This window comes from Serratia sp. CY33525 (assembly GCF_052169115.1).
Lineage (GTDB): Bacteria > Pseudomonadota > Gammaproteobacteria > Enterobacterales > Enterobacteriaceae > Serratia > Serratia sarumanii.
Window position 1 is genome coordinate 603,886 of the sequence record NZ_JBJNLK010000001.1, and the last position, 16,378, is coordinate 620,263.

Below are 16,378 nucleotides of genomic sequence, written 5' to 3' on the forward strand. Positions count from 1 at the left end.
TTTCTGCCGTTAGCGCTTACAGCACAAATTCGTAGTGAGAGCCGTCCGGCAGTTCAACATCCAGGCGCAGCTTGCCGCCGGCCGCCTCAACATAGCGTTTTAGCGAAGACAGTTTCAGATCGCGGCCCGGTTTTTCCATCACGGCAACGGTCGGTTGCCGGATACCCAGCGCCTGCGCCATTTCAACCTGCGTTTTCTGCACCTTCTCGCGCAGCTCGGCAAGGTGGATGTTCAGCATGATGTCAGCCGCCAGCGCTTGCGCTTTGGCCACGACCTCGGGCTTTTCATCCGCAATAAGCTGTTCCAGCGTTCTGCCCATCGCGTCACTCCTTCTCGTTTAATGTGTTCAGCCAGTTCGTGAATTCCCGATCGGCAGCCTGGATCATCCGATCGTAAAAACGTTTTTCATTACCGGCTTTATTGCCCGCGCAAAGCACAATGCCGTTACGGTACGGATCGAAGGCGAAGAATGTCCGCAACGGTTCGCCACGGCTCTGAATGCGCAGCTCTTTCATATTGCTGTAACGCGAACCTTTAACCGTATCGGCATAGGGTCTGGGCAGCCCCGGCCCCTTTTCCCGCAGGATCATCAATGCGGCAAGCACGCCAGCCCGATCGGCATCGTGGAGTGAGCTAAACCAGTTATCAAACGCATCCGTTGTTTTAATTTCCCACACGGGACCTCCCTGCAAATATAGATCAACAACTATATAGATGTAAAGCTATAGCAGAGAGGTGCCGGGATGACATGCAAAGGCGTGCGTTGTTACTGCAAGGCTGAACGTACATCCACGCATTTTGCAAACGCAGTGCGAGGCATTCACCTTTTTACGAGCGGCATCGAACAATCGGTCAGAGGCACGGGGCGTTTCCCCGCCGCCCCTTTATGAACCCTGTCACAAAATGCGCATAACGTTTTCGGCGCTCTGCGCCGCGGGCGGCGAGCGATAAGTTTGTTAACGCCACGTTACATCAGGTTAGGCAACATTGTTAACGGCGATTGATGCGCCACACGCATCGCGCCATGCGTTTATTGCGCTTATTTAGTTTATTTTCCTGAGCGAGTCTTCAGCAACAGGCGCGGCGTCAGGCGCCCATAACAAACTGGAGATAAAGATGCATTCCTCTACCTCACCCATGACCACCCGGGCCAGAGCTGGCGCGATCCTGCGCGTCACCTCCGGCAACTTTCTGGAACAGTTCGACTTCTTTCTGTTCGGCTTTTACGCCACCTACATCGCACACACCTTTTTCCCGGCCAGCAGCGAGTTCGCCTCGCTGATGATGACCTTCGCGGTATTCGGCGCCGGTTTTCTGATGCGCCCCATTGGCGCCATCGTGCTGGGCGCCTACATCGATAAAGTCGGCCGCCGCAAAGGGCTGATCGTCACCCTGTCGATCATGGCCGCTGGCACCTTCCTGATCGTGCTGATCCCCTCTTACCAGAGCATCGGGCTTTGGGCGCCGCTGCTGGTGCTGTGCGGGCGCCTGTTGCAAGGCTTCTCGGCGGGCGCGGAGCTGGGCGGCGTGTCCGTCTATCTGGCCGAAATCGCCACGCCGGGCCGTAAGGGCTTCTACACCAGCTGGCAGTCCGGCAGCCAGCAGGTGGCGATCATGGTGGCGGCAGCGATGGGCTTCGCGCTCAATGCGGCGCTGGAAGAAAGCGCCATTCGCGAATGGGGCTGGCGCCTGCCTTTCCTGTTCGGCTGCCTGATTGTTCCCTTCATCTTCTTGCTGCGCCGCAAGCTGGAAGAGACGCGGGAATTTACCGCCCGCCGCCACCACCTGGCGATGCGCGACGTGTTTAAAACCCTGCTGAAAAACTGGCCGGTGGTGATGGCCGGCATGCTGATGGTCGCCATGACCACCACCGCGTTTTACCTGATCACCGTGTATGCGCCGACCTTCGGCAAAAAGGTGCTGTTGCTCAGCGCCTCCGACAGCTTGCTGGTCACTTTACTGGTCGCGATTTCCAACTTCATCTGGCTGCCCATCGGCGGTGCGCTGTCGGATCGCTTCGGCCGCAAGCCGGTGCTGGTCGCCATGACGCTGCTGACGCTGGCCACCGCCTACCCGGCGCTGAGCCTGCTCGCCGCCGCCCCCAGCTTCAGCATGATGCTGGCCGTGCTGCTGTGGCTGTCCTTCATTTACGGCCTCTACAACGGCGCCATGATCCCGGCCTTAACCGAGATCATGCCAACGGAAGTGCGGGTGGCCGGGTTCTCGCTGGCCTACAGCCTGGCAACGGCGGTGTTCGGCGGCTTTACGCCGGTGATCTCCACCGCGTTGATCGAATACACCGGCGATAAGGCTTCACCGGGCTACTGGATGAGCTTCGCCGCGCTGTGCGCCTTGCTGGCGACGCTGTATCTGTATCGCCGCATCGCCATGCCGCTGCAAACCGCACGCTAACGCGCCATCGCCATAAGGAATCATGCCATGCAGAAACTCACTCGTTCGATCCTCGCCGCGCTGGTGTGCGCCTCTTTCAGCACCGCGGCGCTGGCCAAAGACGTGACCGTGATGATCTCCGGCGGCTTCAAGGCCGCGCTGGAGAAACTGGCCCCGGAATATGAAGCCCAAAGCGGCGACAAAATCATTCTGGTGTCCGGCCCTTCCATGGGGAAAACGCCGCAGGCGATCCCCGCGCGGCTGGCGCGCGGAGAGCAAGCCGATGTGGTGATCATGGTGGGCGACGCGCTGACCCAACTGGACAAAGGCGGCTGGATCCAGCGGGGTTCGCGCGTGGAGCTGGCCGATTCGCCGATCGGCATGGTGGTGAAACAGGGCGCGCCCAAGCCGGCGATAAAAACGGATGCCGAGCTGCGCAATGCCTTGCTGCAAGCCGACTCTTTCGCCTATTCCGACAGCGCCAGCGGCCGCTACGTCAGCGGCCAACTGTTCAAAAAGCTGGGCATCGAGGAACAAGTGAAAGGAAAAGCGCACATAGTTGAGCGCATCCCGGTTGCCTCTGAAGTGGCGCAGGGGAAATACGCGTTGGGCTTCCAGCAGGTCAGCGAATTGCTGCCCGTGGCGGGCGTCACCTTTATCGGCGAACTGCCGGAAAACGTGCAGTACATCACCCGCTTCGCCGGCGCGGTAACGGCCAAGGCGGAACATCGCCGCGAAGGCAAAGCGCTGCTGGAGTTCCTCGCCTCCTCTCAGGCACAGCCGACCATTCGCGCGACCGGCATGCGAAGCGTGCCGGCGCAGCAGCCGGTCAGGCAGAGTGATACCGTTCAGTAATCAGCTTTTCCAGCTCGGCGGCGACGAAAGACTGCATGCGGCCGCCGCGCCGGATCAGGCCCACGGTGCGTTTCACCACCGGCTCGACCAGCGGCACCGACGTCAACACCGAATGCTCTGAAGCGGGCATCGACATGGCGGGCACGGCGGCAATGCCGATACCCGCCTCAACCATGCCCAGCATGGTCGTCACATGGCGAGTTTCGCACACGCTGGGGCGCTCCGGCACGAGGTGTTCCAGGCGCTGATCGAGCAGATTGCGATTGCCGGAGGTTTTATCCAGCGACACGTAATCCTGCTGATAAAATTCCCGCCAGGTGAGGCTCTTTTTAGCGGCGAGCGGATGATCGCGCCGGCAGGCGGCCACGTAAACGTCCCCCACCAACGGCACAAATTCAAGGTTAGGCTGCAGCCGCCCGGCAAAGCAGATGCCGAAGTCAGCCTGGCCGCCGGTGACCGCCTCAATCACATTGCCCGCGCTGCCGTCGATCAGCTTAACGCGCACGCGCGGATAGCGAAGCCGGAAACGGCGTATCACGTCGGGCATGAAATAGTAGGCCGCCGACGGCACCGTGGCGACGGTGACCAGCCCGGTACGCTCCTGGCTGACCTTATCGATATCGGCCAACACCGCTTCGACATTCATCAGCAGCTGATCCGAACGCTCGGCAAACGCCTGCCCGTACAGCGTCAGCGTCACGCGCCGGGTAGTACGATCGAACAGTTTGCTGCCCAGCGCGTTTTCCAGCTTCTCAATCCTGCGGCTCAGGGCCGACTGCGACAGGCAGATGGATTCTGCTGCCAGCCGAAAATTGCCGTACTCCACCAGCGCGCGGAAGGCATAAAGATCGTTGAGATCAAAATTCACGGGCATAGCGGCCGACTCTCCTTGCTGAACGCAAAACATCGATGATAACCGCTTAGAGCGCCACGGCAACCGGCCTGGCAATTGAGCCACCCAAGCCCTTATCGCCCCAGCAGCACCATTCCCCAAATAATGATAGTCATCACCACCGCCACCAGCTGCGCAGCGCCGCCCAGATCTTTAGCGCGTTTGGATAACGGATGTAATTCCAGCGAAATGCGATCGACCACGGTTTCAATCGCCGTATTAAGCAGCTCAACCACCAATAGCAGAAAACTGCAGGCGATTAATAACAGCCGTTCTATATTTGTAATATCTAAACCAAATGTAACAACCAGTAAAATGGCGTTAATAACCAATAATTGGCGAAACGCATCTTCGGTAAGCACGGCGTCAATAAATCCGGCCCAGGAATTCCTTATGCTGTAGGTTAATCGGCTTATTCCTTTTTTCTTTTCCACAGGCATGCAATCAGCTCTCGTCAATACTGCCACAATCACTCGCGAATAAATCACGCGGCGTGAATTTATCTCGAGTTTATTAATTAAAGGCCTTAACCGTTCTCTTCCCGGAGGCGATGCATGCACTCACGCGCCGTCACCCTGCCCCTGAAACGGCACCGCCCGAAAATGCCCCGGCGCGGTTATTATTCTGAGAACGTGAAAAGGCGATGCGTTATCAGCCGGTTAAAGCGTTTTCTCGTATAAGCGGTAGCGCTTATAGGGAACCGCGCCGATGCGTTCTAAAATCGTCCGCATGCCGGTATTGGTTTCCAGGATCCACGACATTTCCAGCGCGTCGATATTGCGCTTGGCGAAAGGCTCGCGCAGCGCCTCAATCAGCAGCAGCGCAATAATCGGCCCGATGCGGCTGAATTGATATTCCTGGCGCACGCCCATCAACGGCACGCGCGCGGTGCGCACGCCGCTGACTTTCAGCCGCCACAAGAGCTTCGCCCAGCCGAACGGCAATAACCGCCCCTGCAGATCGGCAATCGCTTCGTTGATGTTCGGCAGACCGACGATAAAGGCGCAGGGGGCGCCATCCACCTCGGCGATATGGATCATATCGTCGGGCACCAGGAACTTCAGCTGATCCCCCATGGTGGCGAACTCGTGCTCGGTGAACGGGACAAACCCCCAGTTATGCTGCCATCCGGAGTTGAACACCTCGCGCAGCACCTGCATCTCCTCGCGAAAGCGCTTGCGGTTGAGGCGGCGAACGGTCACCTTTTTGCGCACCTGCTCCATCATCCGGGTTAACGACGGCGAAAAATGCAGGTCGGTTCTTTTCATCCAATAGGCAAGCAAATCAATCCCTTCGCTGTAGCCCTGCTGCGCTATTTGCGCCGCATAGTAGGGCTTCGCGTGCGTCATCAGGGCGGAAGGCGGCGTATCGAATCCTTCGACCAACAGGCCGCTTTCCTGATTGATATTGAGGCTGAACGGCCCGGTGATTTTGCGCGCGCCTTTCGACCTCAGCCACTCCTCCGCCACCGTGAATAAAGTGCTGAAAACGGCGGGATCGTCAACGGCGTCAATCATGCCGAAATGGCCGGTATCCTCGCCATGCAACTCCCGGTGCAGAGCATCGATTTGCGCCGTGATGCGCCCAACGACTTTGCCCTGTTTTTTGGCCACCCATGCCTGCCATTCAATATGGTCGGTGCCGGGATTCTTCTTTGACAGGTGCTCTTCGCGCTCTACATGCAGCGGCTCAATCCAGTTCGGATCATCGCGAAACAGTTGCGAGGGGAAAGCAATAAATTCTTTAAGTTCGCGTTTACTCAGAACTTTCTCAACACGGATCATAAATAGCCTTACGTTTTAATAAAATAATTAAATAAGCGCGCGACAACGCCTTTAGCATTTTTTATGCTGTTCTCATTTATTGGATTGTGTATTGCCTCCGGTTCAATGATAAGAAAAACCGAATATTACCCCCTGTGAATCAGCGCATTATTGCGCCCGACATTCACCCTTTGATGTCCGTAATTGATAAAAAAAGGAAACAGAAAGCGGCGCAGCCAGGCTACGCTAATGGTGCTCTTTTATTATTTTGTGCTGTTATGGCAAAAGAAACTCGCCGCTTTTAGTGTACCGACTTTAATCAGGAGGTGTACCACCATCTTTACCACTTAATGCTCTTTTTAAGATTAGCCTTAAATGAATCGTTCACTTTTGGATTTCTTGCGGCATACTGTTTAGGAAGTGTTTAAGTTCCAAGATAGCCATGTATGAGGTCATAACCTATGAGCCGACAGTTATTTCCTGCCCGAAAGAGACAGGCTAAAGAACGGCGCAGCCCGGATATTACAATAGTCTTTCGTATATCGCCAGGGTGCCGCTCAAGGCTGATAACACGGGCTACTCACGCTCTGCCCGGTTAATAACCGGCGTGCCCTCAAGCACGGCAATATACGCTGTTCGCGGAATGAAGATGGTTGAATAACAAACTTATTCAAAACCTATTCATAGTAAAACATCAATTACCTCGCCAAGAGCGATTTCTCTCTTTTGGTGATTTTTAATCTATGGCTAAGTTTGTCTATGTCTGAAACAAGTTCCGTTCATTCTCTTCCCATGCGCTATGCGGACTTCCCCACCTTAGTGGACGCGTTGGATTACGCGGCGCTGGGCAATACGGGAATGAATTTTTACGACCGTCGCAATCAACTCGTGACCGTTCTCGAATATCGCACGCTACAGCAAAAAGCGATCTCGGGCGCGCGGCGTTTATTGTCCCTGAAACTCAAGAAAGGCGATCGCGTGGCGCTTATCGCCGAAACCAGCGCGGGATTCGTCGAAGCCTTTTTCGCTTGCCAATACGCCGGCCTGGTGGCGGTGCCGTTGGCGATCCCGATGGGCGTGGGCCAACGCGACTCCTACACCGCCAAACTGAAAGGGCTGATCGCCAGCTGCAATCCCGCGGCGATCGTCAGCAGTGAAGAGTGGACGCCGCTGATCGCCTCAGCCACGGAAAACACCTCGGCGCTGCACATCCTCAGCGATGCGGATTTTAACGCCTTGCCGGAGCCGGAAATCGCTTTGCCCGCACCTTCGCCCGACGACATCGCCTATCTCCAATACACCTCGGGCAGCACCCGCTTTCCGCGCGGCGTGATCATTACCCAGCGGGCGGCGATGGCGAACCTGAACGCGATCAGTCGCGACGGGATCAAGCTGCGCGCGGGCGACCGCTGCGTTTCGTGGCTGCCCTTCTATCACGATATGGGCCTGGTCGGTTTCCTGCTAACGCCGGTGGCGACCCAGCTGTCCGTCGATTACCTGCGCACGCAAGATTTCGCCATGCGCCCGATGCAATGGCTGAAACTGATCGCCAAAAATCGCGGCACGGTGTCCGTCGCCCCGCCGTTCGGCTACGATCTGTGCCTGCGCCGCAGCAACGCCAAAGAGCTGGCCGATCTGGATCTTTCCAGCTGGCGGGTCGCGGGCGTGGGCGCCGAGCCGATCCCGGCCGAGCTGCTCGGCCAGTTCGGCGAACACTTCAGCAGCATCAACTTCGACAGCAAAGCCTTCATGCCGTGCTACGGCCTGGCCGAGAACACCCTGGCGGTGAGTTTTTCCGATCCCTGCTCCGGCCCGCAAACCAACGCGGTCGACCGCGATATTTTGGAGTACGAGGGTAAAGCGGTCGCGCCCGGCAAGAAAACCCGCGCCGTCTCGACCTTCGTCAACTGCGGCCGAGCGCTGCCCGGCCACCGCATCGAGATCCGCAGCGAAACCGGGCAACCGCTGCCGGAACGCCAGGTCGGCCATATCACGATCTCCGGCCCCAGCCTGATGAACGGCTATTTCTGCGACGACGAGTCCCAGCAGCAAATTCAGGTGACCGGCTGGATGGATACCGGCGATCTGGGCTACCTGCTGGACGGCTATCTGTACGTCACCGGCCGCAAGAAGGATTTGATCATCATTCGCGGCCGCAATATCTGGCCGCAGGATATCGAGTACGTCGCGGAATCCGAACCGGAAATCCGTTCCGGCGATGCGATCGCCTTCGTAACCGAAGAGCACGACGAAGCGGCCAGGATCATTTTGCAAATCCAGTGCCGAGTCAGCTCGGAAGAACGCCGGGAACAAATCGTGCGTTCGCTGAGCGCGCGCATTCAAAGCGAGTTCGGCATCGCGGTGGACATCGAGCTGCTGCCGCCGCACAGCATTCCCCGCACGTCGTCGGGCAAACCCGCGCGTGCGGAGGCCAAAAAACGCTGGCTGAGCGCCTCGCTCTACCCGCACATGCCGCAGCTGGCCGGTTTCGCGCAATGAGCGGCACGGTGGCAGTGACGGGCGCGACCGGTTTTATCGGCCGGCACATCGTCCAGGAACTGCTGGCGCAAGGGTTTAACGTGCGCGCCCTGACGCGGCGCGCGGGAAAAGCCGCCGCCGACAACCTGCAGTGGATCCCCGGCGCGCTGGAGGATCGGCCCTCGCTCACCGAGCTGGTGCGCGGCGCGGAGTGCGTCGTGCACTGTGCGGGCCAGGTGCGCGGGCATGCGGAAGCGGTGTTCACCCGCTGCAACGTCACCGGCAGCCTGAACCTGATGCAGGCGGCCAAACAGAACGGCCGCTGCCGTCGCTTCCTGTTCATGTCGTCGCTGGCGGCCCGCCATCCGGCGCTGTCCTGGTACGCCCATTCAAAACAGGCCGCCGAGCAGCAACTCATCGCCGCCACCGGCGAGATCGCGCTGGGGATTTTCCGCCCGACGGCGGTTTACGGGCCCGGCGATAAAGAGCTGAAACCGCTGTTCAACGGCCTGCTGCGCGGCGTGCTACCCCGGCTGGGCGCGCCTGACGCCAGGCTCTCTTTTCTGCACGTGAGCGATTTGGCCAAGGCGGTCAGCCAATGGGTGCAGGCCGAACCCGCGCAGCCGAATATTTACGAACTGTGCGACGGCGTGGCCGAAGGCTATAACTGGCTGCGCCTGCGGGACATCGGCGCCGCCGTGCGGCACGGGCCGGTGCGCCTGGTGGGCATTCCGCTACCGCTGCTGAAAGCCCTGGCGGATATCAGCGTGGTGTGGAACCGCCTGGCAAAACAGGAGCCGATGCTGACGCGCAGCAAAATACGCGAATTAACCCATCACGACTGGTCCGCCAGTAATCACGCGCTGTCGCAACAGATTAATTGGTTTCCACAGGTAAGTTTGGAGCGCGCGCTGCGCGAAGGGCTGTTTTAATTATTCCAAATAGAGGTGTGTCAACGTTCTTATGCTAAATCGCGATGCTGTAATGGATTATATCCTGACGTGTTTGCAAGGTATCGTCGAAGGCGGAGTGGAAATAAAACCTGATAGCGATCTCGTCAATGATCTTGGCCTGGAATCCATCAGAGTCCTGGATCTGCTGATGATGCTGGAAGATGAATTAGATATCTCCATTCCTATCAATATATTGCTTGATGTCAGAACGCCTGAGCAACTGCTTGACGCGCTGCGCCCTTATCTGGAGAAAAACCATGGGACTGTATGATAAGTTTGCGCGCCTCGCCAATGACCGCGAACAATTTCAAACGTCCGGTCTGAATCCGTTCGGCACCTGCATCGACGAAGTCTATTCCGCCACCCAGGGCCGCATCGGCGATCAAAAGATTGTCCTCGCCGGCACCAATAATTACCTTGGCCTGACGTTCGATGCGCAGGCGATCGCCGCCGGCCAGGCGGCCCTGGCCGCGCTCGGCACCGGCACCACCGGCTCGCGCATGGCGAACGGCAGCTACGGATCGCACCTGACGCTGGAGCGGGAGCTGGCGGAATTCTTCGATCGCCCCAGCGCCATCGTGTTCTCCACCGGCTATACCGCCAACCTGGGCGTCATCAGCACGCTGGCAGGGCCGGGCGCCGTGGTGTTGATCGACGCGGACAGCCACGCGAGCATTTACGACGCCTGCGCCCTCGGCGGCGCGGAGATTATTCGCTTCCGCCACAATGACGCCGCCGATCTGGAGCGCCGCATGGTGCGCCTGGGCGAGCGTGCGCGCGAGGCGATCATTATCGTGGAAGGCATCTACAGCATGCTGGGCGACGTCGCCCCGCTGGTGGAAATCGTCGACATCAAGCGGCGGCTCGGCGGGTATCTGCTGGTCGACGAAGCGCACTCCTTCGGCGTGATGGGCGAGCACGGCCGCGGCTTGGCCGAAGCGCTGGGCGTCGAGCAAGACGTGGATATCATCCTGGGCACCTTCAGCAAAAGCCTGGCTTCGATCGGCGGTTTCGCCGTTGGCGGCAAGGGGATGGACGTGCTGCGCTACAGCAGCCGGCCGTATATCTTTACCGCGTCGCCGTCGCCGTCGAGCATCGCGTCGGTGCGCACGGCGCTGCAAAAAATCGCGCGCCATCCCGAACTGCGGGAAAAGCTGTGGAGCAACGCGCACCGCCTGTACCACGGCCTCGCCGAGCTGGGGTATACCCTGGGGCCGCGCATCAGCCCGGTGGTGCCGGTGATGATCGGTTCGAAGGAAGAAGGGCTGCGTTTCTGGCGCGAGCTGATCGCCCACGGCGTGTATGTAAACCTGGTGCTGCCACCGGCCGCGCCGGCGGGCGTCACCCTGCTGCGCTGCAGCGTCAATGCCGCGCACAGCGATGAAGAGATTGACACCATCGTGCGCGCCTTTGCGGCGCTGAAAAAATAAGGCCTTTCCCTCTCGGCCGCGGCGGCGGTGCCGAAAATGGCATCGCCGCCCTGCCGAACCGATGCGCGCCTCAGTGCGCAGCCGTTGATACTTCCTCAGCGGAATAGCGATAACCCTGCGCCGCCATAAATTCCGCGATGGCTTTTTCCGCCGCCGAAAGCACCTCCTCGATCGGCCGATCGGCATCGAGATCCACGATGTCGGCGCCTTCGAACGTCAATAACGGCGTGACGGCGATCTTCTTCTCCAGCGCCGCTTTGCGGTGATCGGGTTTGCGCGCGCAGGCCACCGCCAGACTGACATTCAGCTTGAGCACCAGATCCGGTTTTTGCCCCGCCATCCATTGGAACGCCGCCCGCTCGCGCGCCGCCAGCCAACGGACAAACCGGCTCCCTTCAACGTCGACGGGAAAAACCGTGCCGTCGTAAGCGCCGGGGATCTGCGCCTGCGGAAAACGGTCGGTCAACACGATGAACCCTTGCCGCCGATACGCCAGCATGCGGCGAAACCGCAGCAAGCGCCGCCCCACGAAAGCGATGATCACCGCCGACGGCAGCAGGCCAATGCGGGATTTTTTCGTTTTGACTTTTTTGGTATTGCTCTCGATAGCCTTGCCCACCGAGCGCCCGAGCAGCGGCAACTTCGCCGCCGCGCGGCCGACGTTGCCCGCCTGTTTGCCCAGATGCACCTGCACCGCCGGGCCATAATGTTTCATATACGCGATCAGATGTTCACAAACGGTGGACTTACCCGATCCGTCGCTGCCGATAACCGCAATCAGCGGCGGAAATTTTGCACTCATAATAAGACTCTCTTTCAATACACCAGAAACGGCGTGCCATATTTGAAGCGAACTACCGCTTATCATTGCCGTGGCGGCCGCGTGGAAAAAATTTTCCGTAACGCGACGCCAAAAAAGCACAAAACATTAAGCGAAAATTGAAAAGCCCTGCTCTTTTTTCGCCGTTAGCCCGGCCGGAAATTAACATAAAAAGCGAAACCGGCGCACGCACCAACAATTAGCACAAAATAACAAGAACGATCGCCATAAATATCAATTCAAATAACGAACAGGAATTCCCATCTCATTATTTTATCGCAGCAAAGCACAATAAATATCTTGAACCCAAGGCGTATTGGAATACAATAGTTTTTTTCGCATTGGATCAATTATTGTGAGTCAGCAGATAAGACCTTCATCTGATCGCTCGCCCGTGCGCGTAATAGCGATAACCGGCTGTGACGGCTCGGGAAAATCCACGTTAGCCGCCCGCCTGGTCAACGCCTTATCGCCGCAAGAACCTGCCGAACTGCTTTATCTCGGCCAGTCTTCCGGGCGCATTGGCGAATGGATCAGTTCGCTGCCGATTATTGGCGCCCCTTTCGGGCGTTATTTATTGAAGAAGTCGCAGCGCGTGCATGAGCGCCCTTCCACGCCGCCGGATAATGCCACGGCGCTGGTGATTTTTTTACTCTCCTATTGGCGCGTTTATAAATTCCGTCGCATGCTGAAGAAAAGCCGCAGCGGCGCATTGCTGATCACCGATCGTTATCCGCAGGCCGAAGTGGCGGGGTTTCGTTTCGATGGCCCGCAGCTGGCGAAAACCGCCGGCGGCAATCGCTGGATCCGCTGGCTGAGAAAGCGCGAACAAAACCTCTACCAATGGATGGCGTCTTATCAGCCCTTATTATTAATTCGGCTGGATATTGACGAACAAACGGCCTATTCACGCAAACCCGATCACTCATTGGCGGCGTTGCGTGAAAAGATCGCCGTCATCCCGCACCTGACGTTTAACGGCGCTAACATATTGGATTTAGACGGCCGCGAGCCGGCCAATCGTATTTTCGACGAGTCTCTGCGCGCCGTTAAAATATCGCTGAGGGCCGCCAATGCCTAGCCGCCAAATAACCTTTTCGTACCGAAACAGATGAAAAAAAATAAACTCACCGCCGAACAGAATACCTCTTCCGCCTGCATCACCGGGCTGATTGCCGTGGTGGGCAGCGACGGCACCGGCAAGTCCACGCTGACCGCCGATCTGGTCAAGAACCTGCAGCAACATCGCCCCACGGAGCGGCGCTATTTGGGGCTGATCTCCGGCGAAGACGGCGACAAAATCAAGAAATTGCCGTTCATCGGCGTGTGGCTGGAACGGCGCCTGGCGGCCAAATCCGATAAAACCCAGCGCATGAGCAACAGGCCGCCGGCGCTGTGGGCGGCGCTGATCATGTACGGCTTTTCGCTGTGGCGCGCCTCCAACCTGCGCAAGGTGCGGCGGCTGGCGCAGAGCGGCGTGCTGGTGATCAGCGATCGCTACCCGCAGGCGGAAATTTCAGGTTTTTACTACGACGGGCCCGGCATCGGCGTGGAACGCGCAAAAGGCTGGCTATTGAGCCGCCTGGCGGCGCGCGAACGCCGTTTATATCAACGCATGGCCGTCTATCGGCCGGAGCTGATCATTCGCCTCGATATCGACGTCGATACGGCGTTTTCTCGCAAGCCCGATCACAGCTATGAAGAGCTGAAAGACAAGATTTCCGCCATGGTGCGCCTGCAGTACAACGGCGCGCGCATCATCGAGCTGGACGCCAGAGCCCCTTACGACGAGGTGCTGAGCAACGCGCTCAACGCCATTTCCGCCGTGGTGAACCCCGCGAAGCGCCCACAGAGCGACATCGGGCAACCCGGCGAAAACGCCGGCGAAGAAACTCAGGTTTATTAAACGCATACAGGGCAAGCGCATGACAGCGGAACACAAGATGCAGCAAAACAACGATAACGGCTGGTTTGGGTTATGAAACGGTGGTTTTCCGATGGCGCATTTCGCTCCATTTTACGTAATGCCGCCTACTTAGGCTCCGGCAGCGTGGCCAGCGCGCTGCTCGGCCTGCTGGCGCTCTCCTGCGCCGGTAAAGGCATGTCGCCTGAAATGTTCGGCGTGCTGGTGGTGATCCAGGCCTATACCAAAGCGGTCAGCGATTTCATCAAATTCCAGACCTGGCAGTTTGTGGTGCAATTCGGCACCCCGGCGCTGGAGCATCAAAACACCGGGCGCTTCCGCGACGTCGTCGCCTTCTCCTTCGGGCTGGATATCGCCAGCGGCGTCATCGCCGTGCTGGGCGGTATGATCATGCTGCCTTTCTTGTCTCACGCCCTGGGGCTGGACAGCGAAAGCTTCTGGCTCGCCATGCTGTACTGCACCCTGATCCCGTCGATGACCTCGTCCACGCCGACCGGCGTGCTGCGCGCCTTCAACCGCTTCGATCTCATCGCCATTCAGCAGGCGATCAAGCCGTTCCTGCAGGCGGTGGGCAGCGTCATCTCCTATTATTTCGATCTGGGATTCCCCGGCTTTATCGTCACCTGGTACGCCTCTAACCTGATCGGCGGCACGCTGTTCTGGTGGTTCACCGCACGCGAGCTGCGCCGCCGCGATATCCACGGCGCGCTGAGGCCGCGCCTGTTCAACGTCGCGCGCCGCATCGAGGGCGCCTGGAACTTCGTCTGGACCACCAACATCGCCCACACCATCTGGGCCGCACGCAACTCCTGCACCACCGTGCTGGTGGGCGTGGTGCTCGGGCCGGCCGCCGCCGGGCTGTTCAAGATCGCCATGACCTTCTTCGATGCGACGGGCACCCCGGCCAAGCTGCTGGAGAAAAGCTTCTATCCGGAGATCATGCGCCTGGATCCGCGCACCAAGACCCCGTGGCTGCTGGGCCTGCGCTCCTCGCTGCTGGCCGGCGGCATCGGCCTGGCCGTCGCGGTGTTGATGCTGCTGGTGGGCAAACCGCTCATTTCCGCGGTGTTCGGGCAGCAATACCTGGAAGCCTATGACCTGATTCAAATCATGCTGGGCGCGATCATCGTTTCCATGATGGGCTTCCCGCAGGAGTCCTTACTGTTTATGGCAGGCAAGCAGCGCGCCTTCCTGATCGCGCAGGCGACGGCCTCGGCGGCCTACATTGCGCTGCTGGTGTCGATGGCGTATGCCTTCGGCGTGCAGGGCGCCGCCTTCGCTTATTTACTGGGGCAATGTTTAGACGTTCTGTTATCCCTGATACCGACGATCGGCGCCTACCGCAATCGCTTTATGTTGGGGCTGAATGCGCCCAAAGAGAGTAATCAATGACCGCTACCGATAATTGGAAGAAGTTCTCCGCCGAAACCACCCAGGCGCTGTTTGTCGCGGTGGAAGAAGACGACCTGGTTGAGGCGAATATCAGCCTGCCGCAGCAGATTGATTTGCAGTGTTCCCCCGAGAGCATCCGGGACAACTACGCGCTGTGCCTGCAGTTTTGGGAAGACGGTTTTTCCCGCCGCGAGCTGCTGCAACTGGTGAACGGTTTCCTGCAAGATCCGCAGTTGGCGGCGGCTACCCGCATGCGCTACAAATATATCCGCGCCCGCTACAAGCATCTGCGCTTCGCCCAGCAGCTGTACGGCGCGCCCCACCGCGCCAACCGCCTGTTCCACACCACCACTGTGGTGCTCGGCCATTTTCAGGATGCGTTTCGCAACGGCAACCAGAAAAACCTGACGCTGTACGGCAACCTGCTGCGGCTGCTGCTCAGCAAGCCGGTGTGGTCATATGTGCGCTATGCGCTGCGCCACACCCGGCTGGAAAGCGCACAGGGCTTTATCGCCTACCGCCAGGAGCAAATGCGCCAGCTGCAGACGCTGATCGCCAGCCCGGCGCTGACCGGGCACCAGTTCCACAACGTGCGCAAAATCGTCAGCCGCCAGGTGTCGTTTTACGACACGCTGAGATCGATCGACCCCGACAACCGCGAGGCCCGGCAGATCTCGCGCTTCCTGGCGGCGATTAACGGCCTGATGGGCGACCGGCACGACGTGATGGTGGCGGACAAACTGGCCGGCGGCGATATCTACGATCGGCCGGCGATCCTGGATATCGACATTCGCCAGCGCCTGGAGCTGCTGCTGGCGCGCTTTCCGCTGTCGTTTTCCCCGCCGGCCGTCGCGGCGGGCAGATAAGCGCGTTGCAAGGAGCCATGATGACGTTGCGTCGCTTGCTGATCTTCACGCTGCTGCTGTCGCCGCTGGCGGCATCCGCGCATAACTTCGTGCAGGGCCGGCCGGTGGCGCCGATCGCCATCGCCGATCGCGGCGAACTGCTGCTGCGCAACGGCGATTTCAGCTACCGGCCGTGGAACAGCGCAAAACTGGCGGGCAAAGTGCGGGTGATCCAATACATCGCCGGGCGCACCTCCGCCAAGAAGAAGAACTCGCTGCTGATCAACGCCGTCAAGGACGCGAACCTGCCGGGCGATCGCTTCCAGCCGACCACCATCGTCAACACCGACGACGCGATCCCGGGCTCCGGCTTTTTCGTGCGCGGCAAGATCGAGAAAAACAAGCGGAATTACCCCTGGGCGCAGTTCATCGTCGACAGCGACGGGCTGGGGCGCATGGCCTGGCGGCTGCCAGAGGAGAGCTCCACCATCGTGGTGCTGGACCAGGCCGGGCGCGTGCAGTGGGCGAAGGACGGCGCACTCACCCCGCAGGAAGTTGACCAGGTGATTGCCCTGCTGCGCGCGCTGATCGCGCGGGAGACGCCATGAAGCGCACGCCGCCGGGAGCCGATGACG

The 16,378-nt window shown here is 59.2% G+C and carries 17 protein-coding genes; 11 read left to right on the plus strand and 6 right to left on the minus strand.

Going from position 1 to position 16,378, the window contains the following annotated elements:
* Positions 1-16: 16 nt before the first annotated feature.
* A complete protein-coding gene (locus ACJ8IM_RS02905) occupies positions 17-319 on the minus strand; it encodes an XRE family transcriptional regulator (protein ID WP_033635213.1) in 303 nt (100 codons plus the stop codon).
* Positions 320-323: 4 nt separating this feature from the next.
* Complete coding sequence (locus tag ACJ8IM_RS02910) at positions 324-677, minus strand: type II toxin-antitoxin system RelE/ParE family toxin (RefSeq protein WP_033655217.1); 354 nt, start codon at positions 675-677, stop codon at positions 324-326.
* Positions 678-1,116: 439 nt separating this feature from the next.
* Between ACJ8IM_RS02910 and ACJ8IM_RS02915 the strand changes: the two genes are divergently transcribed.
* Both ACJ8IM_RS02915 and ACJ8IM_RS02920 read left to right on the plus strand, forming a co-directional pair.
* Complete coding sequence (locus tag ACJ8IM_RS02915) at positions 1,117-2,412, plus strand: MFS transporter (RefSeq protein ID WP_033655216.1); 1,296 nt, start codon at positions 1,117-1,119, stop codon at positions 2,410-2,412.
* Positions 2,413-2,439: 27 nt separating this feature from the next.
* Positions 2,440-3,246, plus strand: coding sequence for a substrate-binding domain-containing protein (locus ACJ8IM_RS02920; RefSeq protein WP_033655215.1), 807 nt, complete (start codon positions 2,440-2,442; stop codon positions 3,244-3,246).
* Here ACJ8IM_RS02920 and ACJ8IM_RS02925 read toward each other — a convergent pair.
* From ACJ8IM_RS02925 to ACJ8IM_RS02935, 3 genes are all read right to left on the minus strand, one after another.
* The gene (locus ACJ8IM_RS02925) at positions 3,221-4,120 is read right to left on the minus strand and encodes a LysR family transcriptional regulator (protein WP_033647959.1); all 900 of its coding nucleotides are present in this window, start codon (positions 4,118-4,120) and stop codon (positions 3,221-3,223) included. The genes ACJ8IM_RS02920 and ACJ8IM_RS02925 overlap by 26 nt on opposite strands.
* 92 nt (positions 4,121-4,212) lie before the next feature.
* Entirely contained in the window at positions 4,213-4,578 is a 366-nt protein-coding gene (locus ACJ8IM_RS02930; RefSeq protein ID WP_033635218.1) for a diacylglycerol kinase, read from the minus strand.
* Positions 4,579-4,797: 219 nt separating this feature from the next.
* Positions 4,798-5,922 (minus strand): hypothetical protein, encoded by a 1,125-nt coding sequence (locus ACJ8IM_RS02935; RefSeq protein ID WP_033655214.1) that lies wholly within the window; start codon positions 5,920-5,922, stop codon positions 4,798-4,800.
* 738 nt (positions 5,923-6,660) lie between these two features.
* Here ACJ8IM_RS02935 and ACJ8IM_RS02940 point away from each other — a divergent pair.
* Genes ACJ8IM_RS02940 through spt form a run of 4 tightly spaced genes read left to right on the plus strand, consistent with a single transcriptional unit; the run spans position 6,661 to position 10,762 of the window.
* Complete coding sequence (locus tag ACJ8IM_RS02940; protein ID WP_033655213.1) at positions 6,661-8,400, plus strand: fatty acyl-AMP ligase; 1,740 nt, start codon at positions 6,661-6,663, stop codon at positions 8,398-8,400.
* Positions 8,397-9,311: an NAD-dependent epimerase/dehydratase family protein gene (locus ACJ8IM_RS02945; RefSeq protein WP_033655212.1), complete on the plus strand. Its 915-nt coding sequence runs from the start codon at positions 8,397-8,399 to the stop codon at positions 9,309-9,311. The genes ACJ8IM_RS02940 and ACJ8IM_RS02945 overlap by 4 nt, the downstream gene beginning before the upstream one ends.
* 31 nt (positions 9,312-9,342) lie before the next feature.
* Positions 9,343-9,603: an acyl carrier protein gene (locus ACJ8IM_RS02950; RefSeq protein WP_015378483.1), complete on the plus strand. Its 261-nt coding sequence runs from the start codon at positions 9,343-9,345 to the stop codon at positions 9,601-9,603.
* Entirely contained in the window at positions 9,590-10,762 is a 1,173-nt protein-coding gene (gene spt / locus ACJ8IM_RS02955; RefSeq protein ID WP_004935542.1) for a serine palmitoyltransferase, read from the plus strand. The genes ACJ8IM_RS02950 and spt overlap by 14 nt, the downstream gene beginning before the upstream one ends.
* 70 nt (positions 10,763-10,832) lie before the next feature.
* On the opposite strand, the gene ACJ8IM_RS02960 is transcribed toward spt, so the two are convergent.
* Entirely contained in the window at positions 10,833-11,564 is a 732-nt protein-coding gene (locus ACJ8IM_RS02960) for an ATP-binding protein (RefSeq protein ID WP_033647963.1), read from the minus strand.
* A 373-nt stretch (positions 11,565-11,937) separates the two neighbouring features.
* On the opposite strand from ACJ8IM_RS02960, the gene ACJ8IM_RS02965 reads away from it, so the two are divergent.
* The 5 genes from ACJ8IM_RS02965 (at position 11,938) to ACJ8IM_RS02985 (ending at position 16,351) form a co-directional block, all read left to right on the plus strand.
* Positions 11,938-12,663: a lipoprotein gene (locus ACJ8IM_RS02965; RefSeq protein ID WP_033655211.1), complete on the plus strand. Its 726-nt coding sequence runs from the start codon at positions 11,938-11,940 to the stop codon at positions 12,661-12,663.
* Between the two features lie 30 nt (positions 12,664-12,693).
* Positions 12,694-13,488: a hypothetical protein gene (locus ACJ8IM_RS02970; protein ID WP_033655210.1), complete on the plus strand. Its 795-nt coding sequence runs from the start codon at positions 12,694-12,696 to the stop codon at positions 13,486-13,488.
* A 72-nt stretch (positions 13,489-13,560) separates the two neighbouring features.
* Complete coding sequence (locus ACJ8IM_RS02975; RefSeq protein ID WP_033655209.1) at positions 13,561-14,898, plus strand: lipopolysaccharide biosynthesis protein; 1,338 nt, start codon at positions 13,561-13,563, stop codon at positions 14,896-14,898.
* A complete protein-coding gene (locus tag ACJ8IM_RS02980) occupies positions 14,895-15,764 on the plus strand; it encodes a hypothetical protein (protein ID WP_033655207.1) in 870 nt (289 codons plus the stop codon). The genes ACJ8IM_RS02975 and ACJ8IM_RS02980 overlap by 4 nt, the downstream gene beginning before the upstream one ends.
* A gap of 20 nt (positions 15,765-15,784) precedes the next feature.
* Entirely contained in the window at positions 15,785-16,351 is a 567-nt protein-coding gene (locus ACJ8IM_RS02985) for a YtfJ family protein (RefSeq protein ID WP_033635227.1), read from the plus strand.
* Positions 16,352-16,378: the final 27 nt, after the last annotated feature.